The organism is Planococcus notacanthi (assembly GCF_030407825.1).
Taxonomy (GTDB): domain Bacteria; phylum Bacillota; class Bacilli; order Bacillales_A; family Planococcaceae; genus Planococcus; species Planococcus notacanthi.
The window spans coordinates 302,483-321,606 of sequence record NZ_JASDCQ010000004.1 but is presented as its reverse complement, the minus strand read 5'-3'; the positions used below and the strand labels follow the sequence as shown (position 1 = coordinate 321,606).

Below are 19,124 nucleotides of genomic sequence, written 5' to 3'. Positions count from 1 at the left end.
GAGCTTTCATGGAATGAGTTAAGGAAGGAAAGGTGCCTACATGCGTACAAAAGATTTATCCTATTGGTTGTTCCTCGCCCCCGTTTTACTGGCGCTAACGCTGGTTGTCATCGTTCCGATGCTGCTTGGAGTTTATTATTCATTCACTTCCTGGAACGGTATTGTAACTGGTGAATTCGTCGGTTTACAAAATTACATTGATTTGTTCAAAGATGAGCGGTTCTTGGATTCTCTGTGGTTCACAACAAAATTCTCGATTGTTTCAGTTATCCTGATCAACATCATCGGACTGTCGCTGGCATTGCTAGTGACGGGACGCGTCCGTTCAAGCAAATTATTGCGTACAACATTCTTTATGCCGAACTTAATCGGCGGATTGATCTTAGGATTCATTTGGCAGTTCATTTTCATCAAAGTATTCGCCAGTGTCGGTGAAATCATCGGCATGGAAAGCCTGCAAGGTTGGCTGTCTACGACAGACACCGGATTCTGGGGCTTGGTTATTTTGATGAGCTGGCAGATGGCCGGGTACATCATGGTCATCTACATCGCTTATTTGGAGGGGATGCCGAAAGAATTGCTGGAGGCTTCTGAAATTGATGGAGCTTCCACATTCCAGCGTTTCCGTTACATCGTCTTCCCACTTGTTGCGCCTGCGTTCACAGTCAGCATGTTCCTGACGCTGTCCAACTCGTTCAAATTGTATGACCAGAACTTGTCGCTGACAGGCGGCGGACCTTACAACTCAACTGAAATGGTGGCAATGGAAATTTTCAAGACTGCGTTCACGCAAAATGCCTTCGCTTATGCGCAGGCCAAAGCGGTCATATTCTTTGTCATCGTTGCAATCATCGCTCTTGTTCAAGTTTATGTGAACAAACGCAAGGAGGTTGAAATGTAATGCGGAAAAAGTGGGACATCAAACTGGAAGTCCTCGGGGGATTATTGGCGCTTTTATGGCTGGCCCCTTTTTATCTCATGTTCGTCAACTCGTTCAAATCAAAAAAAGAAATATTCATGGATACCATCAGCCTGCCGGCAGAATGGAACTTCGATAATTACATCACCGCTTTCGAAGAGCTTGATTTTATGCGTACGCTTTTCAATTCACTGCTGATCACTATCGTCAGCGTGGTTTTGATCATCGTCTTCTCTGCGATGGCTGCGTATGCGCTGTCCCGTGCGAAAAGCAAACTCAGCACGGTGCTGTTTTTTGTATTCGTTGCAGCGATGTTGATTCCATTCCAGTCGGTCATGATTCCGCTCGTGACGGTATTTGGCCAATTTGAAATGCTGAACCGCGGCGGCTTGATTTTCATGTATCTCGGATTCGGTGCAAGCCTATCGATTTTCCTTTACCACGGCGCCTTGAACAATGTTTCGCGCTCGCTGGATGAAGCAGCAACAATCGACGGAGCCAACCGCTGGCAGGTATTCTGGTACATTATCTTCCCGATTCTGAAGCCGATTACGGTGACTGTGGCGATCCTGAACATTATCTGGATTTGGAATGATTACTTATTGCCGTCATTGGTCATCAACACCCCGGGAAGCGAGACAATCCCATTGAAGATGTTCTTCTTCTTTGGGGAATATACGAAACAATGGCATCTGGCGCTTGCCGGCTTGACGCTTGCCATCATTCCAGTTATCATTTTCTACTTTATTGCACAACGTGAAATCATAAAAGGCGTATCGGATGGAGCAGTAAAATAAGGGGGCAGCATCATGGCAGTCACGATTAAAGACGTTGCGAAACAAGCTGGCGTGTCGCCGGCCACTGTGTCCCGTGTCATCGCCGATAATCCACGAATCAGCAGCAAGACCAAACAAAAAGTCCGTGAAGTCATGGAAGAACTGGGCTACTTCCCGAATTTCCAGGCCCGTAATCTGGTAGCGAAAAAGAGCCAGACGCTTGGCATCGTTATGGAAAATTCGGCGACACTGGCATTTCAAAATCCTTTCTTTCCGGAAGTGCTGCGCGGCATTTCAACACGTGCGCATGGCAGCCAGTATGGCTTGTATTTATCGACAGGCGCTACACAGGAAGAAATCCACAGGGAAGTCGTGGAAATGGCACAAGGGAAACGAGTCGACGGCATCATCCTGTTGTATTCGAAAATCGGCGATCCGGTTATGGAATACTTGGGACAATGCGGGTTGCCGTACTCTGTAGTTGGACGTCCGTATAAAGATCCGGAAACCATCTCGTATGTCGACAACGATAACATCAACAACGCCAAAGAAACGGTGGAATATTTGATTAGCCTCGGACATCAGCATATCGCTTTTGTTGGAGGGGCTACGGATTTCGTCGTTTCGCTGGATCGGATGGAAGGTTACCGGCAGGCACTGGACCAACACGGCATCCCCTTTGTTGAAGCCTACGCAGTGAACCAGGAACTCATGCAAGGCAAGGAACGCGAAGCAATCCGCCAGTTGATGGCGCTCGACGTGCCGCCGACAGCCATCGTCACACATGACGACATGGTCGCATACGAAGTGATCGGCTACCTTGAGGATCTGCAAATCAGAGTACCCGAAGACATTTCCATCATCGGTTTTAACAATCACGCCATTTCAAAACATTTAAAGCCGCCGCTCAGCACCGTCGACATTTCCATTTATGAACTCGGACTGCATGCAGCGGAATTGGTATTAGAGAAAATAACGGACGAATCGGTGCCTCCAAAGCAAGTCGTGGTTTCATCCCGGCTGATTGAAAGAGGATCTTGCCGCCGTCTTTGAGAGGGATCGGATATGAATAAAAAATGGTGGAAAGAAGCAGTCGTTTATCAGGTTTATCCGCGCAGCTTCATGGATTCTGACGGCAATGGCCTGGGCGACATCAACGGCATCACAAGCAAATTGGATTACTTGAAGGAATTGGGCATCGATGTGATTTGGGTATGTCCGATGTACAAATCGCCGAATGACGACAATGGCTACGACATCAGCGATTACCAGGCCATTTTGGAAGATTTCGGAACCATGGAGGATTTCGACCGCCTGCTGGAAGAAGTGCACACGCGTGGCATGAAATTGATTATCGACTTGGTGATCAACCACACGAGTGATGAACATCCTTGGTTTGTAGAATCGCGTTCCTCCCGCCACAATCCGAAGCGTGATTGGTATGTCTGGCGCGATGAGCCGCTCAACTGGGAAAGCATCTTTGGTGGACCGGCTTGGGAATACGACGAAAAGACCGGCCAATATTACTTGCATGTCTTTTCAAAAAAACAGCCCGATTTGAACTGGGAAAACCCCGAAGTCCGCAATGAACTCTTTAAAATGGTCAATTGGTGGGTAGCGAAAGGCATCGACGGATTCCGCGTAGATGCCATCAGCCACATCAAAAAAGAGTACACGAACGTTCCGGATCTGGACGGCCATCTCTTTGTACCTTCATGGGAAAAGATGATGAATGTCGACGGCATCCAACCGCTGCTTCAGGAATTATACGATGAAACCTTCAGCAAACACGACATCATGACAGTCGGTGAAGCGAACGGCGTTTCAGCGGATGAAATCCACGATTGGGTCAGCCCTGAGAATGGCAAATTCAATATGATTTTCCAGTTTGAAGATATCGGATTGTGGAACACAGAAGTGCGCAATGGCGTTAACGTGCCGGAACTAAAAGCGGTCCTCAGCAAGTGGCAGGAGAAAGTGAACGGCAATGGCTGGAATGCTTTATTCATCGAAAACCATGACCGTCCTCGCATCGTATCGACTTGGGGAAATGACCAATCGTACTGGCGTGAAAGTGCCACGGCACTGGGATGCATGTACTTCTTCATGCAAGGGACACCGTTCATCTACCAGGGCCAGGAAATAGGCATGACGAATGCCCCGTTTGAAGAACTCGATCATTTCGATGACGTCCATACGCATAATCTGTATTTCCATAAGAAGGAAAGCGGAATGGAGCATGATGCCATCATGACCGTTCTGCGCGCAACCAGCCGCGACCATTCCCGGACACCGATGCAATGGAACAGCAGCAACCACGCTGGCTTCTCAGATGTTTTGCCGTGGATGGGCGTTAATCCGAATTACGAATGGCTGAACGTCGAAGCGCAGGAAAACGATCCGCATTCGGTACTGTCCTTTTACAAACAGATGATTTGGCTGCGCAAAAACATGGACGTATTCGTCTACGGCGACTACCAGCTGGTGGACATGAACCACGACTCCGTATTTGCCTATACACGTGAAAACGAAGACGACAAGGTATTGGTCGTAACAAACCTTGCTCAGCATGCGGTCTTATGCGCAGTGGATCCAGAAGATTCCACACTGCTTCTGGCCAATCACCAAAACATCGACCCCGCGCAATTGCTTCCATATGAAGCACGCGTCTACAAAATCCCAAAAGATACAAACCTGAATGGATAAGACCAGGGGGCTGGAAAACGCCCCCGACGATAAAGACCGGAGGAAACCGTGGAGGTTTTCTCTGGTTTTTTGTTTTTTATAGGAGGGATGGGGTTTCTACCGGGGTCGCCACTCTTTACAGGAGGATACCGGTTTTCTACCTGCACAACTTGTGTTGCTACATGACAAGTGGAGCTTTCTACATGAACAATCTTCATTTCTACCGGGGTCGCCATTCTCTACAGGAGGATATTGGATTTCTACCCGCATAACTCGCTACGCTACATGACTAGTTGAGCTTTCTACATGAACAATCTTCATTTCTACCGGGGTCGCCACTTTCTACAGGAGGATACCGGTTTTCTACCCGCACAACTCGCATCGCTACATGACAAGTTGAGCTTTCTACATGAACAATCGGCGTTTCTACCAGGGTCGCCACTCTCTACAGGAGGATACCGGTTTTCTACCCGCATAACTTGCGTCGCTACATGACAAGTTGAGCTTTCTACATGAACAATCAGCGTTTCTACCGTGATTGCCACTTTTTACAGGAGGATACCGGTTTTCTACCCGCACAACTTGTGTTGCTACATGACAAGTTGAGCTTTCTACATGAACAATCAGCGTTTCTACCGTGATTGCCACTTTTTACAGGAGGATACCGGTTTTCTACCTGCACAACTTGTGTTGCTACATGACAAGTGGAGCTTTCTACATGAACAACCCCCATTTCTACCGCAATCCCACTCTCCACACAAAGGCTCAACGCTTCACTTCCTATGGATTCACCCACCCCAATCAAGGGTATAATTCTAACAAAGCAATCAGTATAAAGGAGTCGATCAACGTGGCGTTTGATTATGATTTGGATTACAAAAACTTGGATTTGCGGAAACATCCTGAGCTGTATCGTGTGGGAAAAGGTGAGCAGGGGGTGTTGCTGGTGGAGCCGTATAAGAGTGAAATTTTACCGCATTGGCGTTTCAAGACGCCGGAAATTGCGCAGGAATCGTGCGATAAGATTTCGGAAATGTTCGAGGACTACCGCAAGCAGGATGATTTTGTGGGAATGGACATGGCGCGCAAGTTCATTCAGATGGGCTATACGCGGGCGCGCCGCTACACCAATTACAAAGGCGGCCGCAAATACAATGAAGACGGCAGCATCAAGGAGCGGGAAATCGATCCAGTGAAGGCGGAATCGGCGGCGATTTTCAAAAAACGATGGGACGAAATCCGTGAAGATGAAGATTACTTGAAGCGCAAAAAGAAACACCAAAAAGAATTTGGCTGAGGCGCATCTTTTATTCCACTAAAGCGTCAAGTAGCTTGAGAACAACTTACAGAAAATGGGTGATTGGATGAAGAAGATCGTATTGGCTGGAGGCACCGGATTTGTCGGACAGTATTTGGAACAGAAATTCACAGACCAGGGGTATCAGGTTGTCATTATTTCACGGCAGCCCGGCCATTTGAATTGGAGTAACCATACCGGAATCGTCAATGCGTTGGAAGGCGCTGAGATGGTGGTCAATTTGGCGGGGAAATCGGTGAACTGCCGGTATACCGAAGCGAATAAGCGCGAGATTTTCGACTCGCGGATGGAGACGACGGAAGCGCTGGGAACCGCGATTCTGGCTTGCGACAATCCGCCTCCGCTTTGGATTAATTCCAGTACGTCGACGATCTACCGCCATGCGGAAGACCGGCCGATGACCGAAGCGAATGGGGAATTCGGCAGCGGCTTTTCGGTGGAGGTCGGCAAAGCGTGGGAGCAGGCGTTTTTCACGTTCAAGCTGCCGAATACACGGCAAGCGGCATTGCGTCTGTCGATTGTTCTCGGCAAAGACGGCGGTGTCATGCCGCCATACGAAAACTTGGTGCGCTTCGGACTTGGGGGCAAGCAAGGCAACGGACGTCAGATGTTCAGCTGGATTCATCTTGAAGATGTTTATCGCATCATCCTGTTTATACGTGACAATGAAAACATCAGCGGCGTCATCAATACCACGTCGCCGGAACCTGTCACCAATCGCGAACTGATGAAGCAATTGCGGCTAACGATGGACCGGAAGTTTGCTTTGCCGGCAACCAAGTGGATGCTGGGAATAGGCGCAGTGGTTATTGGGACAGAACCGGAATTGATCTTGAAAAGCCGCTGGATTTTGCCGGAGCGGCTGCAGCAGGCTGGATTTCGTTTTACCTACCCGATGCTCGATAAAGCGTTGGAAAACATTTTGAACAATTAAATGAGATAGATCGATAGCACTAGAAAACTCTGCGAAAGGCGGATTTTTCTAGTGTTTTCTATTTTATTTTAAAAAAATGCCTTTATTTCGAGATAGTTGGGTTTAGGACGATTGCCTAAAGGCAATGGCATAGGAGGGGGGTGACAAATTGACCATAGACGAGAAATTAATGATGGGCATACTGAACCGGGAACGACAGGCGCTGTCCGATTTGTATGACCGCTACCACCGGATCTTATGGCACATTGCACGCCAAGCCGATTCAGACTCGTCCGTCTGTGAGCAGCTTGTCGCTCAGGTGTTTCACACGGTTTGGAACGAGCCGAGAAACTTTATGCAGAACCGCAAACTGCTGGCGCAGCTCATTGACTGTTGCCATTCGCATAGCGCCAAATCCACCATAAAAATATGTTCTTGAAGCAGTCGCATCTCCGCTTGTTGGAGATGTTTTTTATTGCCATAAAAACCGGTACTCCAAAGTTGACGGACCGGACTAATCGGAGTAGCTTATAGGATATGCAATGATGGTTCCATTTGGAACGGTTCGAAAATGAAGGATGGTGCTATAGGTGAGTGAGAATAAAGAAATGGATGCGTATATGCAATTGATGCTGTCATTTGCCCATGTGCAGAAAAATATGGTGCGTTTCATTCAAAAGTCGGCAGTGGAAAAAGGGCTGTCGATTCCGCAATATTCGATTTTGATGACGATCATCAGCTGCAAGGAAATGACGCAGAAAAATATTGGGGAAAAAACGTTCCTGCCGAAAAGTACGTTGAGCCAGGCAGTGGACGCACTGGTCAAAGAAGGCTATCTTGACCGCCGGCAAGTCGAGGACAACCGCCGCGAAACCTTGCTGGCACTCAGCCCGAAAGGCCAGGCGTTGGTGGAGGAACTTCATCTTCAGGAAGATGGCCTGCATCAAGTGTTCAAAGCGGCCAGTGAACAGTTTACGGACGAGCAGGTAGAAGAGCTGCTGCAGGCGCACCGGAAAATTTCGTCGTATTTAAAAGAAGTGGAATTAGAGGTGGCAACAAAATGATTAAAATCCTGAAAAACCTCAATCCGTACAAATGGGTTGTGCTGGCAGTCGTGTTGCTGGTGTTCGGCCAATCGATGGCAGAACTATTTTTGCCGACCTTGATGGCGGACATCATCGACAACGGCGTCGTCAAAGGGGACATTCCGTATATATGGCGAATCGGCGGCTGGATGCTGCTGGTTTCGGCAATCGGTGCTGTCGCCGCGGTTTTTGCCAGTTTTTATTCGTCTCAAGCGGCGATGGGGCTCGGGCGCGATTTGCGGCAGAAAGTCTTCAAACACGTCGGCCAATTTTCGCTGCAGGAATTCGATGAAGTGGGAACGGCTTCACTGATTACGCGCACCACAAACGATATCACCCAGGTGCAGCAAGTGGTCATCATGATGCTGCGCATGGTCATCAGCGCGCCAATCATGCTGGTCGGCGGCGTCATCATGGCGGTCTCGAAAGACGCCCAATTGTCGCTGGTCATCATCGGCGCGATGCCGGTATTGGCCGTTGCGATCTTGTTGATCCTGAAATATGGAATGCCTTTATTCCAGGAAGTCCAAAAACGTTTGGACGGCTTGAACCTGGTTGTACGTGAAAACCTGACGGGCATCCGGGTCATCCGCGCATTTAACCGCGAGCCGCAAGAAAAGGAACGCTTGCAAAAAGCCAACCGTGAATTGGCCGATGTTTCCATTAAAGTCAATAAAGTCATGGCTTTCCTGATGCCGGTGATGATGCTGGTCATGAACATGACTGTCGTCGCCGTCATCTGGTTCGGGGGTATCCGCATCAACAACGGTGCCATGCAGATCGGGGATCTGATGGCTTTTATCCAATACGTCATGATGATCATGTTTGCATTGGTCATGGCTTCGTTCATGTTCGTCATGGTTCCGCGTGCAGCGGTATCGGCGAAGCGCATCAACGAAGTACTGGAAATGAAACCGGCGTTCGCGGACGACGGCATAGCCAAAGCGGACCGTGCACGCGGCACGCTGGAGTTCGAAGACGTCACTTTCTATTACCCGGGAGCGGAAGAACCGGCGCTGTCGAACATCAGCTTCACCGCCAAACCGGGAGAAATCACCGCCTTGATCGGCGGGACGGGCTCCGGCAAGTCGACGCTGGTCAATCTGGTGCCGCGCTTTTATGACGTCAAGAGCGGAACCATCAGAGTTAACGGTGTCGATATTCGTGAAGCTTCGCAACAGGAAATCCGTTCGAAAATCGGCTTTGTGCCACAGAAATCGGTTCTTTTCACCGGGACCATTGCGGACAACATCCGCTTCGGCAAACAAGACGCCACGCAAGCGGAAATGGAACACGCGGCAAGCATTGCGCAAGCGACGGAGTTTATCGATCAAATCAAAGGCGGCTACGCAGCTGAAATCGAGCAGGGCGGTTCCAATCTGTCAGGCGGACAGAAGCAGCGCCTGTCGATTGCCCGCGCATTGATCCGCAAGCCGGATATTTATATTTTCGATGACAGTTTCTCGGCGCTGGATTTTAAGACAGACGCCAAGCTGCGCAAAGCATTGAAAGACGAAACGCGAAACGCTACGGTCCTATTGGTGGCACAACGCGTCAGCACCGTCGTCGATGCGGACCGCATCATCGTTTTGGAAAAAGGAAAAATGGTGGGCATGGGCACGCACGAAGAACTGTTGAAATCCAATGAAGTTTACCGTGAAATCGCCTTATCCCAATTGTCAGAGGAGGAGATCGCATGACCAAGATGGGACCTCCTCATGGCGGAGCGAATATGCCGCCGCAAAAAGCCAAGGATTTCAAAGGCACATTCCGACGTCTTGTCTCTTATTTAAAACCGCGCCGCAAGAAATTGGCAGCGGTCTTCCTGGTCGCCATACTCAGTACGGTGTTCACCATCGTCGGACCGAAAATCATGGGAATGGCGATCACCGAATTGTTCGAAGGCGCATACGGCCAGTTGCAGGGCGTGCCGGGCGGCGGCATCGACTTTGGCGTCATCGGCCAAATTCTCGCTGTCCTTGCCGGACTCTATTTGTTCAGCAGTTTGTTCAGCTATATCCAGCAGTACATGATGTCAACAGTGGCACAGGACACGGTCTATGATCTGCGCCAGGACGTCAATAAAAAACTGGAGAAACTGCCGCTGAAGTATTTTGATGGACGTCCAAACGGCGAAACTTTGAGCCGCATGACCAACGACATCGACACCATCGGCAGCACGCTGCAGCAAAGCTTGACGCAATTCATTACTTCCATCGTCACCATTGTCGGGATCTTGGTGATGATGTTGACGATCAGTCCTTTATTGACATTGATCGCGGTTGTTTCGTTGCCGCTGTCTTTATTCGTCATCGGACCGATTTTGAAGAAATCCCAGAAATACTTCAGCAGCCAGCAAAAAAATCTGGGGCGCTTGAACGGCCACGTGGAGGAAATGTACACAGGCCACCAAGTCGTCAAAGCATTCGGCCATGAAGCAAAATCCAACGAACAATTCGATGAAGTCAATGAAGAATTGTACCAAGCGGGCCGCAAAGCCCAGTTTATTTCCGGGATCATCATGCCGGTGATGACGCTGATCGGCAATTTGAGTTATGTCGTCATCAGCATTGTCGGCGGGATCCTGGTGACGCAGCGCGCCATCTCCATCGGGGACATCCAGGCGTTCATCACCTATTCCAAACAGTTTACGCAGCCGATCACCCAAACCGCGAACATCGCCAACATCATTCAATCGACGATTGCCGCGGCTGAACGGGTCTTCGAATTGCTGGATGAGCAAGAGGAAGTGGAAGAAGTGACGACTTCCGTTCTGCCGCGTGCGAAAGGCGCTGTCGCTTTTGAAGATGTCGACTTCGGCTACGACCAAGACTTGCTGATCCACAAAATGAATATCGACGTACGCCCTGGGCAGACAGTTGCGATAGTCGGGCCGACCGGTGCCGGAAAAACGACCTTGATCAATCTATTGATGCGCTTCTATGAATTGAATGGCGGACGCATCCTGATCGACGGTCTTGATTCGCGGCAAATGTCGCGTCACGAGCTGCGCCAGAACTTCGGTATGGTGCTGCAAGATACGTGGCTCTTCAACGGTACGATCCGCGACAACATCGCCTACGGGAAAACCGGTGCCAGCGAAGAAGAGATTTTGGCAGCGGCAGAAGCGGCACATGCCGATCACTTTATCCGGACCTTGCCGGATGGCTACGATACCATCCTGAACCAGGAAGTCTCGAATATTTCACAAGGGCAAAAACAATTATTGACCATCGCCCGTGCGATTCTCGCCGATCCGCCGATCATGATTCTTGATGAAGCGACTTCGAGCGTCGATACACGGACCGAAATCTTCATCCAACAAGCGATGAACCTATTGATGAAAGGGCGCACCAGCTTTGTCATCGCCCATCGCCTGTCGACCATCAAGGACGCCGATTTGATTCTTGTAATGGACAAAGGAACGGTCATCGAGCAAGGCACGCACCAACAGCTTCTCGACAAAGACGGTTTCTATGCCGATCTGTACCACAGCCAATTTTCAACGGAAGTGGCTGTTTAAACCCAAAAAGGTCGACCGCGCAATTTGCGCACGGTCGACCTTTTTCTATTGATGGATTTCTTCAGGCGCTTTTGGCAAGCCGCGCCCCAGCCAGAAAATGGCGCCGATCAACAGCACCGCGCTGATGCCAAGTACTACGGCATTCGGAGCCGCTTTCGCATAGATATCGGCCAGACTGAAAATGGCGAGCGATTCCGGCCAAGTCGGTGCCAGAAACAATGCAGCCGCTGCCAATGAATTGTTGATGATATGCAATAAAATCGGCACCAATAAATTATTGGTCCGCACATACAGAAGTGACGCCACGACACCAAAAAGGAAGGCGCCGATAATATCCAAATGCAAAATGCCGAACAACAAGCTGGAAATCAAAATCCCGCCCCACATCGAGGTCTTGGCGATCATGCGCTTCAGCAGCACGCCGCGGAACATGAATTCTTCCACAATCGGTGCCAAAATGGCAATCGTGAAGATCGTGAAAACGATATACCCGGGCGTATTCGGCACCGGGAATTCTTCCAGCATGAAATTCACCAACCACGGAGCGATGGGTGCGAGCATGAACAACTGGAACCAGAACATAGAGATGGAGAAAGCAATCGACACCGCCACCAACGCGAATAAAGCCGGCAGCCAGTTTCGGATGCCGTTTAAAGACAGCACATTCCAGACGGAAGACTGGTGCTTCCGGAAATAATAGCCGAAGTAAATGCCGGGGACCACGGCATACAGCACCAATTGGCTGACGACATCAAGCGTGATATCGCTGACATCCAGCGCAATCAGGATAACCAGAGTGGCGATCATCCCCAATACCGAAAACAGGATCAGGTAACGCGCCTTCATTTGTTCAAACATGGAGCACCCCTTTCGGATAAGCAGTTCGGAATTAGTTATCTAGAGTATACGCCATTTAGCGCTTAATGGCTGAACCGGAAATCTCCTCCTTATCGGCTAACTTTAGACACGGCCAGGCAAACAAGGTATGCTTAACCCAGTTGACCTGACCGTTTTAACGGCGGGGGAAACGGAAGGATGATCTAAATGGCATTTCTAGACAAGCTGAATCAATTAAAAGACAAGTCGATTGAAAAAGGCAAAGCGCATTGGGAAGAAAACAAAGACGACTACAAAGAAAAAGCATCGAATTATAAAGATAAAGCCATGGTCATGAAAGACGACGTTGCGAATAAAATCAAAGAGAAGACAAAGAAGTAATTTGAAGGTTAGCCAAGCGTGTATGCGCTTGGTTATTTTTTTGTGGCGTGGGAAAATGGGTTGTTTACCTGGAGATATGCGGTTTCTACAGGTGCTATTTGAGTTTGTACCTGAGATATCGTCGCTCCTACATGAACAACTCACATTCTAATCGGGATAGCGGGAGTCTAGATGAGGATATGCGGTTTCTACAGGTGCTATTTGAGTTTGTACATGAGATATCGTCGCTCTTACATGAACAACTCGCAATTCTACCGGGATAGCGGGAGTCTAGATGAGGATATGGAGTTTCTACAGGTGCTAATCGAGTTTGTACCTGACATATCCTCGCTCCTACATGAACAACTCACATTCTTACCGTGAGAGCAGAAGTCTACCAGAGGATATGCGGTTTCTACCAGCACTATTTGATTTTGTACATGAGATATCGTCGCTCTTACATGAACAACTCACAATTCTACCGAAATAGCAGGAGTCTACCAGAGGATATACGATTTCTACCAGCACTATCCGATTTTCTACCTCACCTATCCTCGCTCTTACATGAACAACTCTCAATCCAACCACGAAAGCAGCATCCTACCTAACTAATCTCCCTTTCTACAAGCACTATTCCCATCTCTACCTGCACACTCCACGTCTCTACCTAAACTATCAAGCCTTCTACTTTAACGCCCCCTCCAAATCCAACCACTCCTATACAATAAAATTAATGCAGAAAATTCAGTCTTTATATTCTGGCCCGTTCAAGCGATAATAGGAGAAAGCTAAAGAGCGGAGGTCATGTGATGAGGAAGAACATCTTAACAGCCATCTTCTTTCTATTGATTCTCAACCTAACAGCGTGTCAGGAGGAGGACGCGCAGCCGGCACCTGAACCGCAGCCTGAAGAGGCGGTCGAGACGGTCGAGTCGCCGGAACCTCGGGTTGCCGAGTTTATTGAACTGTGGAAAGCCGGCGACTTTACCGGCATGCACATTAATTATTTGAACCAGGGCACGCAATCGGTTTACGGAGAGGAAAACTTTGTCATCTGGCAACAGGAGCTTCACGAACAGTTGGGCATCGACAATTTAGAAATCTCCTATACTGCACCAGTGGAAGATGCTGAATGGACCCCAGAACAGCCAGCGGATTTCCCGATCCGGGTAACATTCGATACGATCATCGGTCCGGTGGAATTTGAAAAGACGCTTACTTTATTGTATGAAGCGCATGGTGAAGTGGAGGACTGGTTTGTGGAATGGGATCCGTCTTTTATTCTGCCAAATCTCGAAGCGGGAGACCAGGTGACGACTGAAATCACCGAGGGTCCGCGCGGGGAGATTGTGGACCGCAACAGGCAAGCAATCGCTTCGAGCAGCACCGGCTATGAAGTCAGTGTGATTCCGGAAAACTTCGATGAGTCCAAAAAGCCGCAGCTCGCGGAACTGCTGGGGATGAATGAGCAGGCGCTGGATGACAAGCTCAACCAGCCGTGGGTCCAGCCGCATTTCCTGGTGCCGATTGCGCAGATCAAAGCGGACCAAAAGAAGCTGGATGAATTGTTTACAATTCGCGGCACGACACGGGACGAAGTGGCGATGCGTACGTATCCGTATGGCGCCGCACTGGCGCATATTACGGGTTATATCGGCCCTATTACTGCCGAGCAGCTGAACGCGTGGAGCGGCCAGGGCTATTCGGCTGAAACGCTGGTCGGGCGGCAGGGGCTTGAAGAAATTTTGCAGGAGCGGCTCCGCGGAGAAGCGGGCGGCCGCATCATTTTGAAGAAGCAACGGGAAAATGCCGTCATCACGTCGGTGGACAATGAACCCGTGCCTGGCGAAACGGTGGCGTTGACCATCGATGCCGAATTGCAAAAAGCACTCTACCATGCAATGAGGGGCAAGGCGGGAACCGGTGCGGCAATCGATCCAGATACCGGTGAAACGCTGGCGTTGGTTAGTTCACCGGGCTTTGATCCCAATGAATTTATTCCAAGCATCACCAATAGCCGCTTTCAGGAACTTGCGAACGATCCGCTGCAGCCGTTCTTCAACCGGTTTGCGGCAGTGTATACACCGGGGCCGGTCATACAGCCGGTCACCGCAGCGATTGGACTGGAAAGCGGTACGCTCGATCCGGCGGAAGGGCTCGATATCACCGGTAAGTCGTGGCAGCGCTACCGTTCGTGGGGCGATTACCGAGTGACGCGTCCGCATGACGACGTGCCGAATCCGATTGATTTGAATAAAGCGCTGGCCCATTCGGACAATATCTATTTTGCCCAACAGGCACTCAATATTCCAAATGATGAATTCCGGAGTGGCTTAGAAGACTTCGGATTTGGGGAAGAAATCGCCTTCCCGATCGAGCTCGCACCGTCGCGGATTTCCCGGGACGGCACATTCGGTTCGGAGGGCCAACTCGCTGGAACGGCTTCCGGACAGGGCCAGATGCAAGTCAACATCCTGCATCTCGCCACTCTCTACAGCCCCATTTTGGCAAACGGCACTCTTTACAAGCCGACGTTATTCCTTGATGACGCAGACCAACAAGTATGGAATGAAGGCTTGCTTGACGCTGCAAATGCCGAAACGCTGCAGGCAGGATTGGTCAATGTGGGCAGCGAGCTGGGGCTGGAGCTCGCAGGCAAAAGTGGCACCACACGCGAAAACGGAGAGCAGAACGCCTGGTTTGCCGGCTACAGCCTGGAAAGTCCGGATCTCATTTTCACGATGATGATCGAAGGGGAAGAATCCATAGGTGGGTTGGTGGAACAAGTAATCAAAGGACGGGAATAAGTATGGAGCCAGGCAGATGTCGCCTGGCTTTTTATTTTATTTCTCGGCAAAAAAAGCGCCCCAAAGGACGCTTGCTGCCAACAACTGCTATTCAAATTGCTGATTTTCCGGTGGGCCCAACCGATCGGTCAACACTTCCAAAATGTCATCGAAATATTTTCCTTCGTACCACATTTCCTTATACGACGCGGATCGGATAATCGCTTTTTTGTCCACTTTCGTCACGTCAATCTGTGCGGTATGGCTGGACCCCGTCTCCTCGATTTCCTTTTTCTTCTCGCGGATAAACGTCTCCATGTCATCTGCTTCGTAATGCTGGAACGTCTCCACTACCTCATCAAACAGCGGCATGGTATCCTCCGGGCTCTCGAACAGCCAGGAATACCCTTTATTTTCATCAGCCAAGCGCAAAGTCAGTTGATATTCCAAAAACGCCATCTCCTTTTCAATGCTATTTGCCAAATCTCAAAATCGATTTTACGAATAAACCCCGTGGCTAAAGACCGTTATCCAGCAAGAAATTGCTGTATTAGAGCTATACCCGATTGGCCGGTAGTCAGTCCTGAAATTGAAAAATAAACGGGAGAGAAGCCAGAATGACGGAAAGACAGGTTTGTTGCGGAATAACCTGTTTTATTTGCAGAATCCGTGAAGTTGTTTGCAGAATCACCAAAACCATAATTGGAAAAAGAAGAAAGACCACTTCAGGCACTCCGTGCCCGAACCGTTCTTTCGCTAAAACCGCCTCTCTAAGCAAAAAATGTCGATATCATGTCAAACCGTCTAAGTAGTTAAACATTTCTATCAAAAAGCAGCACGTGCAACTGTATGCTTTTTGATGGCATGTGCTATATTTTCTATTACAGAGAGAAACTGCTTTTCCGCAGTTGATCAAAACGGATTTCAGCTGCGTAAGTTTTGCGGTTGAACGGAATCAAAAAGAGAGGCGTCTGCATTGGGAAGGGATTAATGAAAATCGGAGAAGTTGCAAAAATGAGTGGGGTATCAACAAGAACCATCGATTACTACACGGTATCCGGATTGCTTCATAGTGAACGTTCTGAAGCCAACTACCGGCTTTATCCGGCTTCCACTTTGCAGACGATTGAACGGATCCAGTTGCTGAAGAAACAGCGTTTGTCGATTTTAGAAATCAAAGAAATCCTCAACGCGCCGGAAATGTCGGAAACAAATGAGCTGGTGGACGAAGTGACCGAGGAATTCGAGTACCTGCAACAAAAAATCACGCGCTTGGAAGAGCAATTGAAAGACGCGCCAAGTTCCGTGAAGCTGCACATCAGCAAAGCGCTTGAGCATCAAGTGGCAGCAATTGCTGCCTTAATCGCTTTGCTGTAACCAACTTTGGAGGTGAATCCCTTTTACAGGGAGAACACGTGGATATAGTTACCTTATTGAATTTAGTGTTATTAGTGATTTTGATTGGCTTGACGGCCTTTTTCGTCGGCTCGGAATTTGCGGTCGTTAAAATCCGCATGTCGCGGCTCGACCAATTGATTGCGGAAGGCAATAAAAAAGCAGTGATGGCAAAAAAAGTGGCCAGTGACTTGGATTATTACCTGTCTGCCTGCCAGCTTGGTATTACCGTAACGGCACTCGGGCTCGGGGCGCTCGGGAAACCGACTGTCGAACGTTTGATGTACCCGATCTTTGAATTTTTTGCAGTTTCCGATGCTTTAGCATCTGCTGCTTCTTATGCAATTGCGTTCCTGCTTGTGACTTACCTTCACGTAGTGGTCGGTGAAATGGCGCCTAAAACCTTGGCGATCCAATTCGCTGAAAAGATGTCCTTGCTGTTGGCGCCTTCGCTTTATTGGTTCGGTCAAATCATGAAGCCCTTCATCTGGGCATTGAACGGAGCTGCCCGCGTCCTGTTGAGGCTTTTCGGCGTTCAGCCGGCAGGGCATGAACAGGCTTATTCGGAAGAAGAGCTGAAAATCGTCATGGCCCAAAGCTATGAAGGCGGAGCGATCAATGAAACCGAGCTTTCTTATATGGAAAACGTTTTTTCATTCGATGAGCGCGTGGCTAAAGATATCATGGTGCCGCGTACCGAATTGGTGACACTCGATAAAGACATGCCATTGAAAGAAATCATCGAGATTTTGGATGAGAACAATTACACACGCTACCCCGTCACGGAAGATGGCGACAAAGACCGCGTTCTCGGTTTTGTCAGTGCCAAGAAAATGCTTCCGCATATCGTCGCAGGGCGCGATTGGCAGCTGGAAGAATTCATTTTGGAATTGCCGACCGTCTTTGAAGCGACAGGCCTGCAAGATGCGTTATTGCATATGCAGAATGCCCGCGTTCACATCGCATTGGTGGCGGACGAATACGGCGGTACCGCTGGTATGATTACCATGGAAGACATTTTGGAAGAAATCGTCGGCGAAATCCGCGACGAGTTCGATGCGGATGAAGTTCCGGACATCAGTAAAATCAATGAAAACCAATATTTGATTAATGGCCGTGTCCTGCTGAAAGATCTTGAGGACCGTTTCGGACTGTCTTTTGATGACAGCGAAGAGATCGATACCATCGGCGGCTGGATTCATTTCAAGAGCCTGGGAGAAGTTCAGCCAGGCGAAACAGTCACAGAAGACCAGACTCTATGGACTGTAACGGAAATGGACAACCAACAGATCAAGCAAGTCATGTTCCATAAACAACCGACAACTTAATCGAATAAACTGGACCGTGAAATAGCCAGTAGAACCTACAAAATATATGGAGGTGAATCCCTCAATTGAGGGATACAACTTGGATGGACAAATAGTAATTAACTTGATACTTGTGGCGTTGCTGATCATTGCAACCGCATTTTTCGTGGGTGCCGAATTCGCCATATTGAAAGTGCGGATGTCACGGATCGACCAATTGATATCAGAAGGCAATAAAAAAGCTGTACGGGCAAAAGAAGTAGCCAATAACCTGGACTACTACCTGTCCGCCTGTCAGCTCGGAATCACCGTAACCGCTTTGGCCCTCGGTGCATTAGGGGAGCCGACAGTGGAACGCATGCTGCACCCGCTATTTGTAGCCTTCGAGGTTCCGGCAGCGTTATCGACAGTTCTTTCCTATGCGATTGCATTGAGTATCGTAACGTTCCTGCACGTGGTTATCGGAGAATTGGCGCCTAAAACCTTGGCCATCCAATTCGCTGAAAAGATGACCTTGCTCTTGGCACCGTCGCTTTACTGGTTCGGAAAAATCATGAACCCGTTCATTTGGCTGATGAATGGTTCGGCGCGCCTGTTGCTGCGTTTATTTAAAGTAGAGCCAGCCGGCCACGAAGAAGCCCATTCCGAAGAAGAACTAAAACTGATTATGGCTGAAAGCTACCAGAGCGGTGAGATCAATCAAACCGAATTGACGTACCTGAAAAACATCTTCGCTTTCGATGACCGCATTGTCCGGAACATCATGATTCCCCGGGAGAAAATGGTCACGATCGACGGCAATTTGACCCGTGATGGTCTGTTCAATGTCATCGATGGCCACGAGTACACACGTTACCCGGTCACCGATGCCAGCAATAAAGACCAATTGATCGGCTTCATCAACACCAAAGAAATATTGACGAGCATGGCGGCGGGACGGATTCAAGAACCCGAATCGTTTATCCATGAAATGACCAGCTTTACAGAAACCACGCCGATCCAGAAAGTCCTGACAAAAATGCAGCAAAGCCGGACGCATATGGCGGTCGTCACCACAAAAGACGGCGTCATTTCCGGCCTTGTCACGATGGAAGACATCCTGGAAGAAATCGTCGGAGAAATCAGCGACGACTCGTACGAAGTGAAACCCACTTAATTGGATCAGAAGAGAGGCCTTCGGGTTTCTCTTCTTTTTTTATGCGACTTGGAAAATTATTGAT

17 protein-coding genes are annotated in these 19,124 nt (G+C 49.1%); 15 read left to right on the top strand and 2 right to left on the bottom strand.

What is annotated here, in order from left to right:
- Positions 1-40 precede the first annotated feature (40 nt).
- The 10 genes from QMA01_RS14865 (at position 41) to QMA01_RS14820 (ending at position 11,219) form a co-directional block, all read left to right on the top strand.
- Positions 41-901: a carbohydrate ABC transporter permease gene (locus QMA01_RS14865; RefSeq protein WP_191716360.1), complete on the top strand. Its 861-nt coding sequence runs from the start codon at positions 41-43 to the stop codon at positions 899-901.
- Positions 901-1,716, top strand: coding sequence for a carbohydrate ABC transporter permease (locus tag QMA01_RS14860; RefSeq protein WP_191716359.1), 816 nt, complete (start codon positions 901-903; stop codon positions 1,714-1,716). Before QMA01_RS14865 ends, QMA01_RS14860 begins: the two co-directional genes overlap by 1 nt.
- 12 nt (positions 1,717-1,728) lie before the next feature.
- Entirely contained in the window at positions 1,729-2,748 is a 1,020-nt protein-coding gene (locus QMA01_RS14855) for a LacI family DNA-binding transcriptional regulator (RefSeq protein WP_290185404.1), read from the top strand.
- Positions 2,749-2,760: 12 nt separating this feature from the next.
- Entirely contained in the window at positions 2,761-4,401 is a 1,641-nt protein-coding gene (locus tag QMA01_RS14850; protein ID WP_290215374.1) for a glycoside hydrolase family 13 protein, read from the top strand.
- 829 nt (positions 4,402-5,230) lie between these two features.
- Positions 5,231-5,677 (top strand): DUF4385 domain-containing protein, encoded by a 447-nt coding sequence (locus QMA01_RS14845; protein WP_191716356.1) that lies wholly within the window; start codon positions 5,231-5,233, stop codon positions 5,675-5,677.
- 67 nt (positions 5,678-5,744) lie between these two features.
- The gene (locus QMA01_RS14840; protein WP_290215373.1) at positions 5,745-6,632 is read left to right on the top strand and encodes a TIGR01777 family oxidoreductase; all 888 of its coding nucleotides are present in this window, start codon (positions 5,745-5,747) and stop codon (positions 6,630-6,632) included.
- Between the two features lie 148 nt (positions 6,633-6,780).
- Positions 6,781-7,050 carry a hypothetical protein gene (locus QMA01_RS14835; RefSeq protein WP_290215372.1) on the top strand — a complete coding sequence of 90 codons (270 nt, stop codon included), beginning with the start codon at positions 6,781-6,783 and terminating at the stop codon, positions 7,048-7,050.
- Positions 7,051-7,201: 151 nt separating this feature from the next.
- Entirely contained in the window at positions 7,202-7,675 is a 474-nt protein-coding gene (locus tag QMA01_RS14830; RefSeq protein ID WP_290215371.1) for a MarR family winged helix-turn-helix transcriptional regulator, read from the top strand.
- On the top strand, positions 7,672-9,396 hold the full coding sequence (locus QMA01_RS14825) for an ABC transporter ATP-binding protein (RefSeq protein ID WP_290215370.1): 1,725 nt from the start codon (positions 7,672-7,674) through the stop codon (positions 9,394-9,396). The genes QMA01_RS14830 and QMA01_RS14825 overlap by 4 nt, the downstream gene beginning before the upstream one ends.
- A complete protein-coding gene (locus QMA01_RS14820; protein WP_290215369.1) occupies positions 9,393-11,219 on the top strand; it encodes an ABC transporter ATP-binding protein in 1,827 nt (608 codons plus the stop codon). The genes QMA01_RS14825 and QMA01_RS14820 overlap by 4 nt, the downstream gene beginning before the upstream one ends.
- A 45-nt stretch (positions 11,220-11,264) precedes the next feature.
- Here the strand turns inward: QMA01_RS14820 and QMA01_RS14815 are convergent, their stop codons facing one another.
- The gene (locus QMA01_RS14815; protein WP_290215368.1) at positions 11,265-12,077 is read right to left on the bottom strand and encodes a CPBP family intramembrane glutamic endopeptidase; all 813 of its coding nucleotides are present in this window, start codon (positions 12,075-12,077) and stop codon (positions 11,265-11,267) included.
- Positions 12,078-12,263: 186 nt separating this feature from the next.
- Between QMA01_RS14815 and QMA01_RS14810 the strand changes: the two genes are divergently transcribed.
- Both QMA01_RS14810 and QMA01_RS14805 read left to right on the top strand, forming a co-directional pair.
- A complete protein-coding gene (locus QMA01_RS14810) occupies positions 12,264-12,437 on the top strand; it encodes a hypothetical protein (protein ID WP_197053101.1) in 174 nt (57 codons plus the stop codon).
- 788 nt (positions 12,438-13,225) lie between these two features.
- On the top strand, positions 13,226-15,223 hold the full coding sequence (locus tag QMA01_RS14805) for a penicillin-binding transpeptidase domain-containing protein (protein ID WP_290215367.1): 1,998 nt from the start codon (positions 13,226-13,228) through the stop codon (positions 15,221-15,223).
- An 87-nt stretch (positions 15,224-15,310) separates the two neighbouring features.
- On the opposite strand, the gene QMA01_RS14800 is transcribed toward QMA01_RS14805, so the two are convergent.
- The gene (locus tag QMA01_RS14800) at positions 15,311-15,652 is read right to left on the bottom strand and encodes a hypothetical protein (protein ID WP_191716347.1); all 342 of its coding nucleotides are present in this window, start codon (positions 15,650-15,652) and stop codon (positions 15,311-15,313) included.
- Between the two features lie 540 nt (positions 15,653-16,192).
- Here QMA01_RS14800 and QMA01_RS14795 point away from each other — a divergent pair.
- From QMA01_RS14795 to QMA01_RS14785, 3 genes are all read left to right on the top strand, one after another.
- Complete coding sequence (locus QMA01_RS14795; protein ID WP_290215366.1) at positions 16,193-16,579, top strand: MerR family transcriptional regulator; 387 nt, start codon at positions 16,193-16,195, stop codon at positions 16,577-16,579.
- Positions 16,580-16,617: 38 nt separating this feature from the next.
- Positions 16,618-17,925 carry a hemolysin family protein gene (locus QMA01_RS14790; RefSeq protein WP_290215365.1) on the top strand — a complete coding sequence of 436 codons (1,308 nt, stop codon included), beginning with the start codon at positions 16,618-16,620 and terminating at the stop codon, positions 17,923-17,925.
- Positions 17,926-18,004: 79 nt separating this feature from the next.
- Complete coding sequence (locus QMA01_RS14785) at positions 18,005-19,060, top strand: hemolysin family protein (protein WP_290215364.1); 1,056 nt, start codon at positions 18,005-18,007, stop codon at positions 19,058-19,060.
- The last annotated feature ends 64 nt before the right edge of the window (positions 19,061-19,124 follow it).

Bases quoted from the DNA above. Each gene is read 5' to 3' on its own strand.
- QMA01_RS14865 (WP_191716360.1), top strand. From the start codon at position 41: ATGCGTACAAAAGATTTATCCTATTGGTTGTTCCTCGCCCCCGTTTTA.
- QMA01_RS14860 (WP_191716359.1), top strand. From the start codon at position 901: ATGCGGAAAAAGTGGGACATCAAACTGGAAGTCCTCGGGGGATTATTG.
- QMA01_RS14855 (WP_290185404.1), top strand. From the start codon at position 1,729: ATGGCAGTCACGATTAAAGACGTTGCGAAACAAGCTGGCGTGTCGCCG.
- QMA01_RS14850 (WP_290215374.1), top strand. From the start codon at position 2,761: ATGAATAAAAAATGGTGGAAAGAAGCAGTCGTTTATCAGGTTTATCCG.
- QMA01_RS14840 (WP_290215373.1), top strand. From the start codon at position 5,745: ATGAAGAAGATCGTATTGGCTGGAGGCACCGGATTTGTCGGACAGTAT.
- QMA01_RS14825 (WP_290215370.1), top strand. From the start codon at position 7,672: ATGATTAAAATCCTGAAAAACCTCAATCCGTACAAATGGGTTGTGCTG.
- QMA01_RS14820 (WP_290215369.1), top strand. From the start codon at position 9,393: ATGACCAAGATGGGACCTCCTCATGGCGGAGCGAATATGCCGCCGCAA.
- QMA01_RS14815 (WP_290215368.1), bottom strand. From the start codon at position 12,077: ATGTTTGAACAAATGAAGGCGCGTTACCTGATCCTGTTTTCGGTATTG.
- QMA01_RS14810 (WP_197053101.1), top strand. From the start codon at position 12,264: ATGGCATTTCTAGACAAGCTGAATCAATTAAAAGACAAGTCGATTGAA.
- QMA01_RS14805 (WP_290215367.1), top strand. From the start codon at position 13,226: ATGAGGAAGAACATCTTAACAGCCATCTTCTTTCTATTGATTCTCAAC.
- QMA01_RS14795 (WP_290215366.1), top strand. From the start codon at position 16,193: ATGAAAATCGGAGAAGTTGCAAAAATGAGTGGGGTATCAACAAGAACC.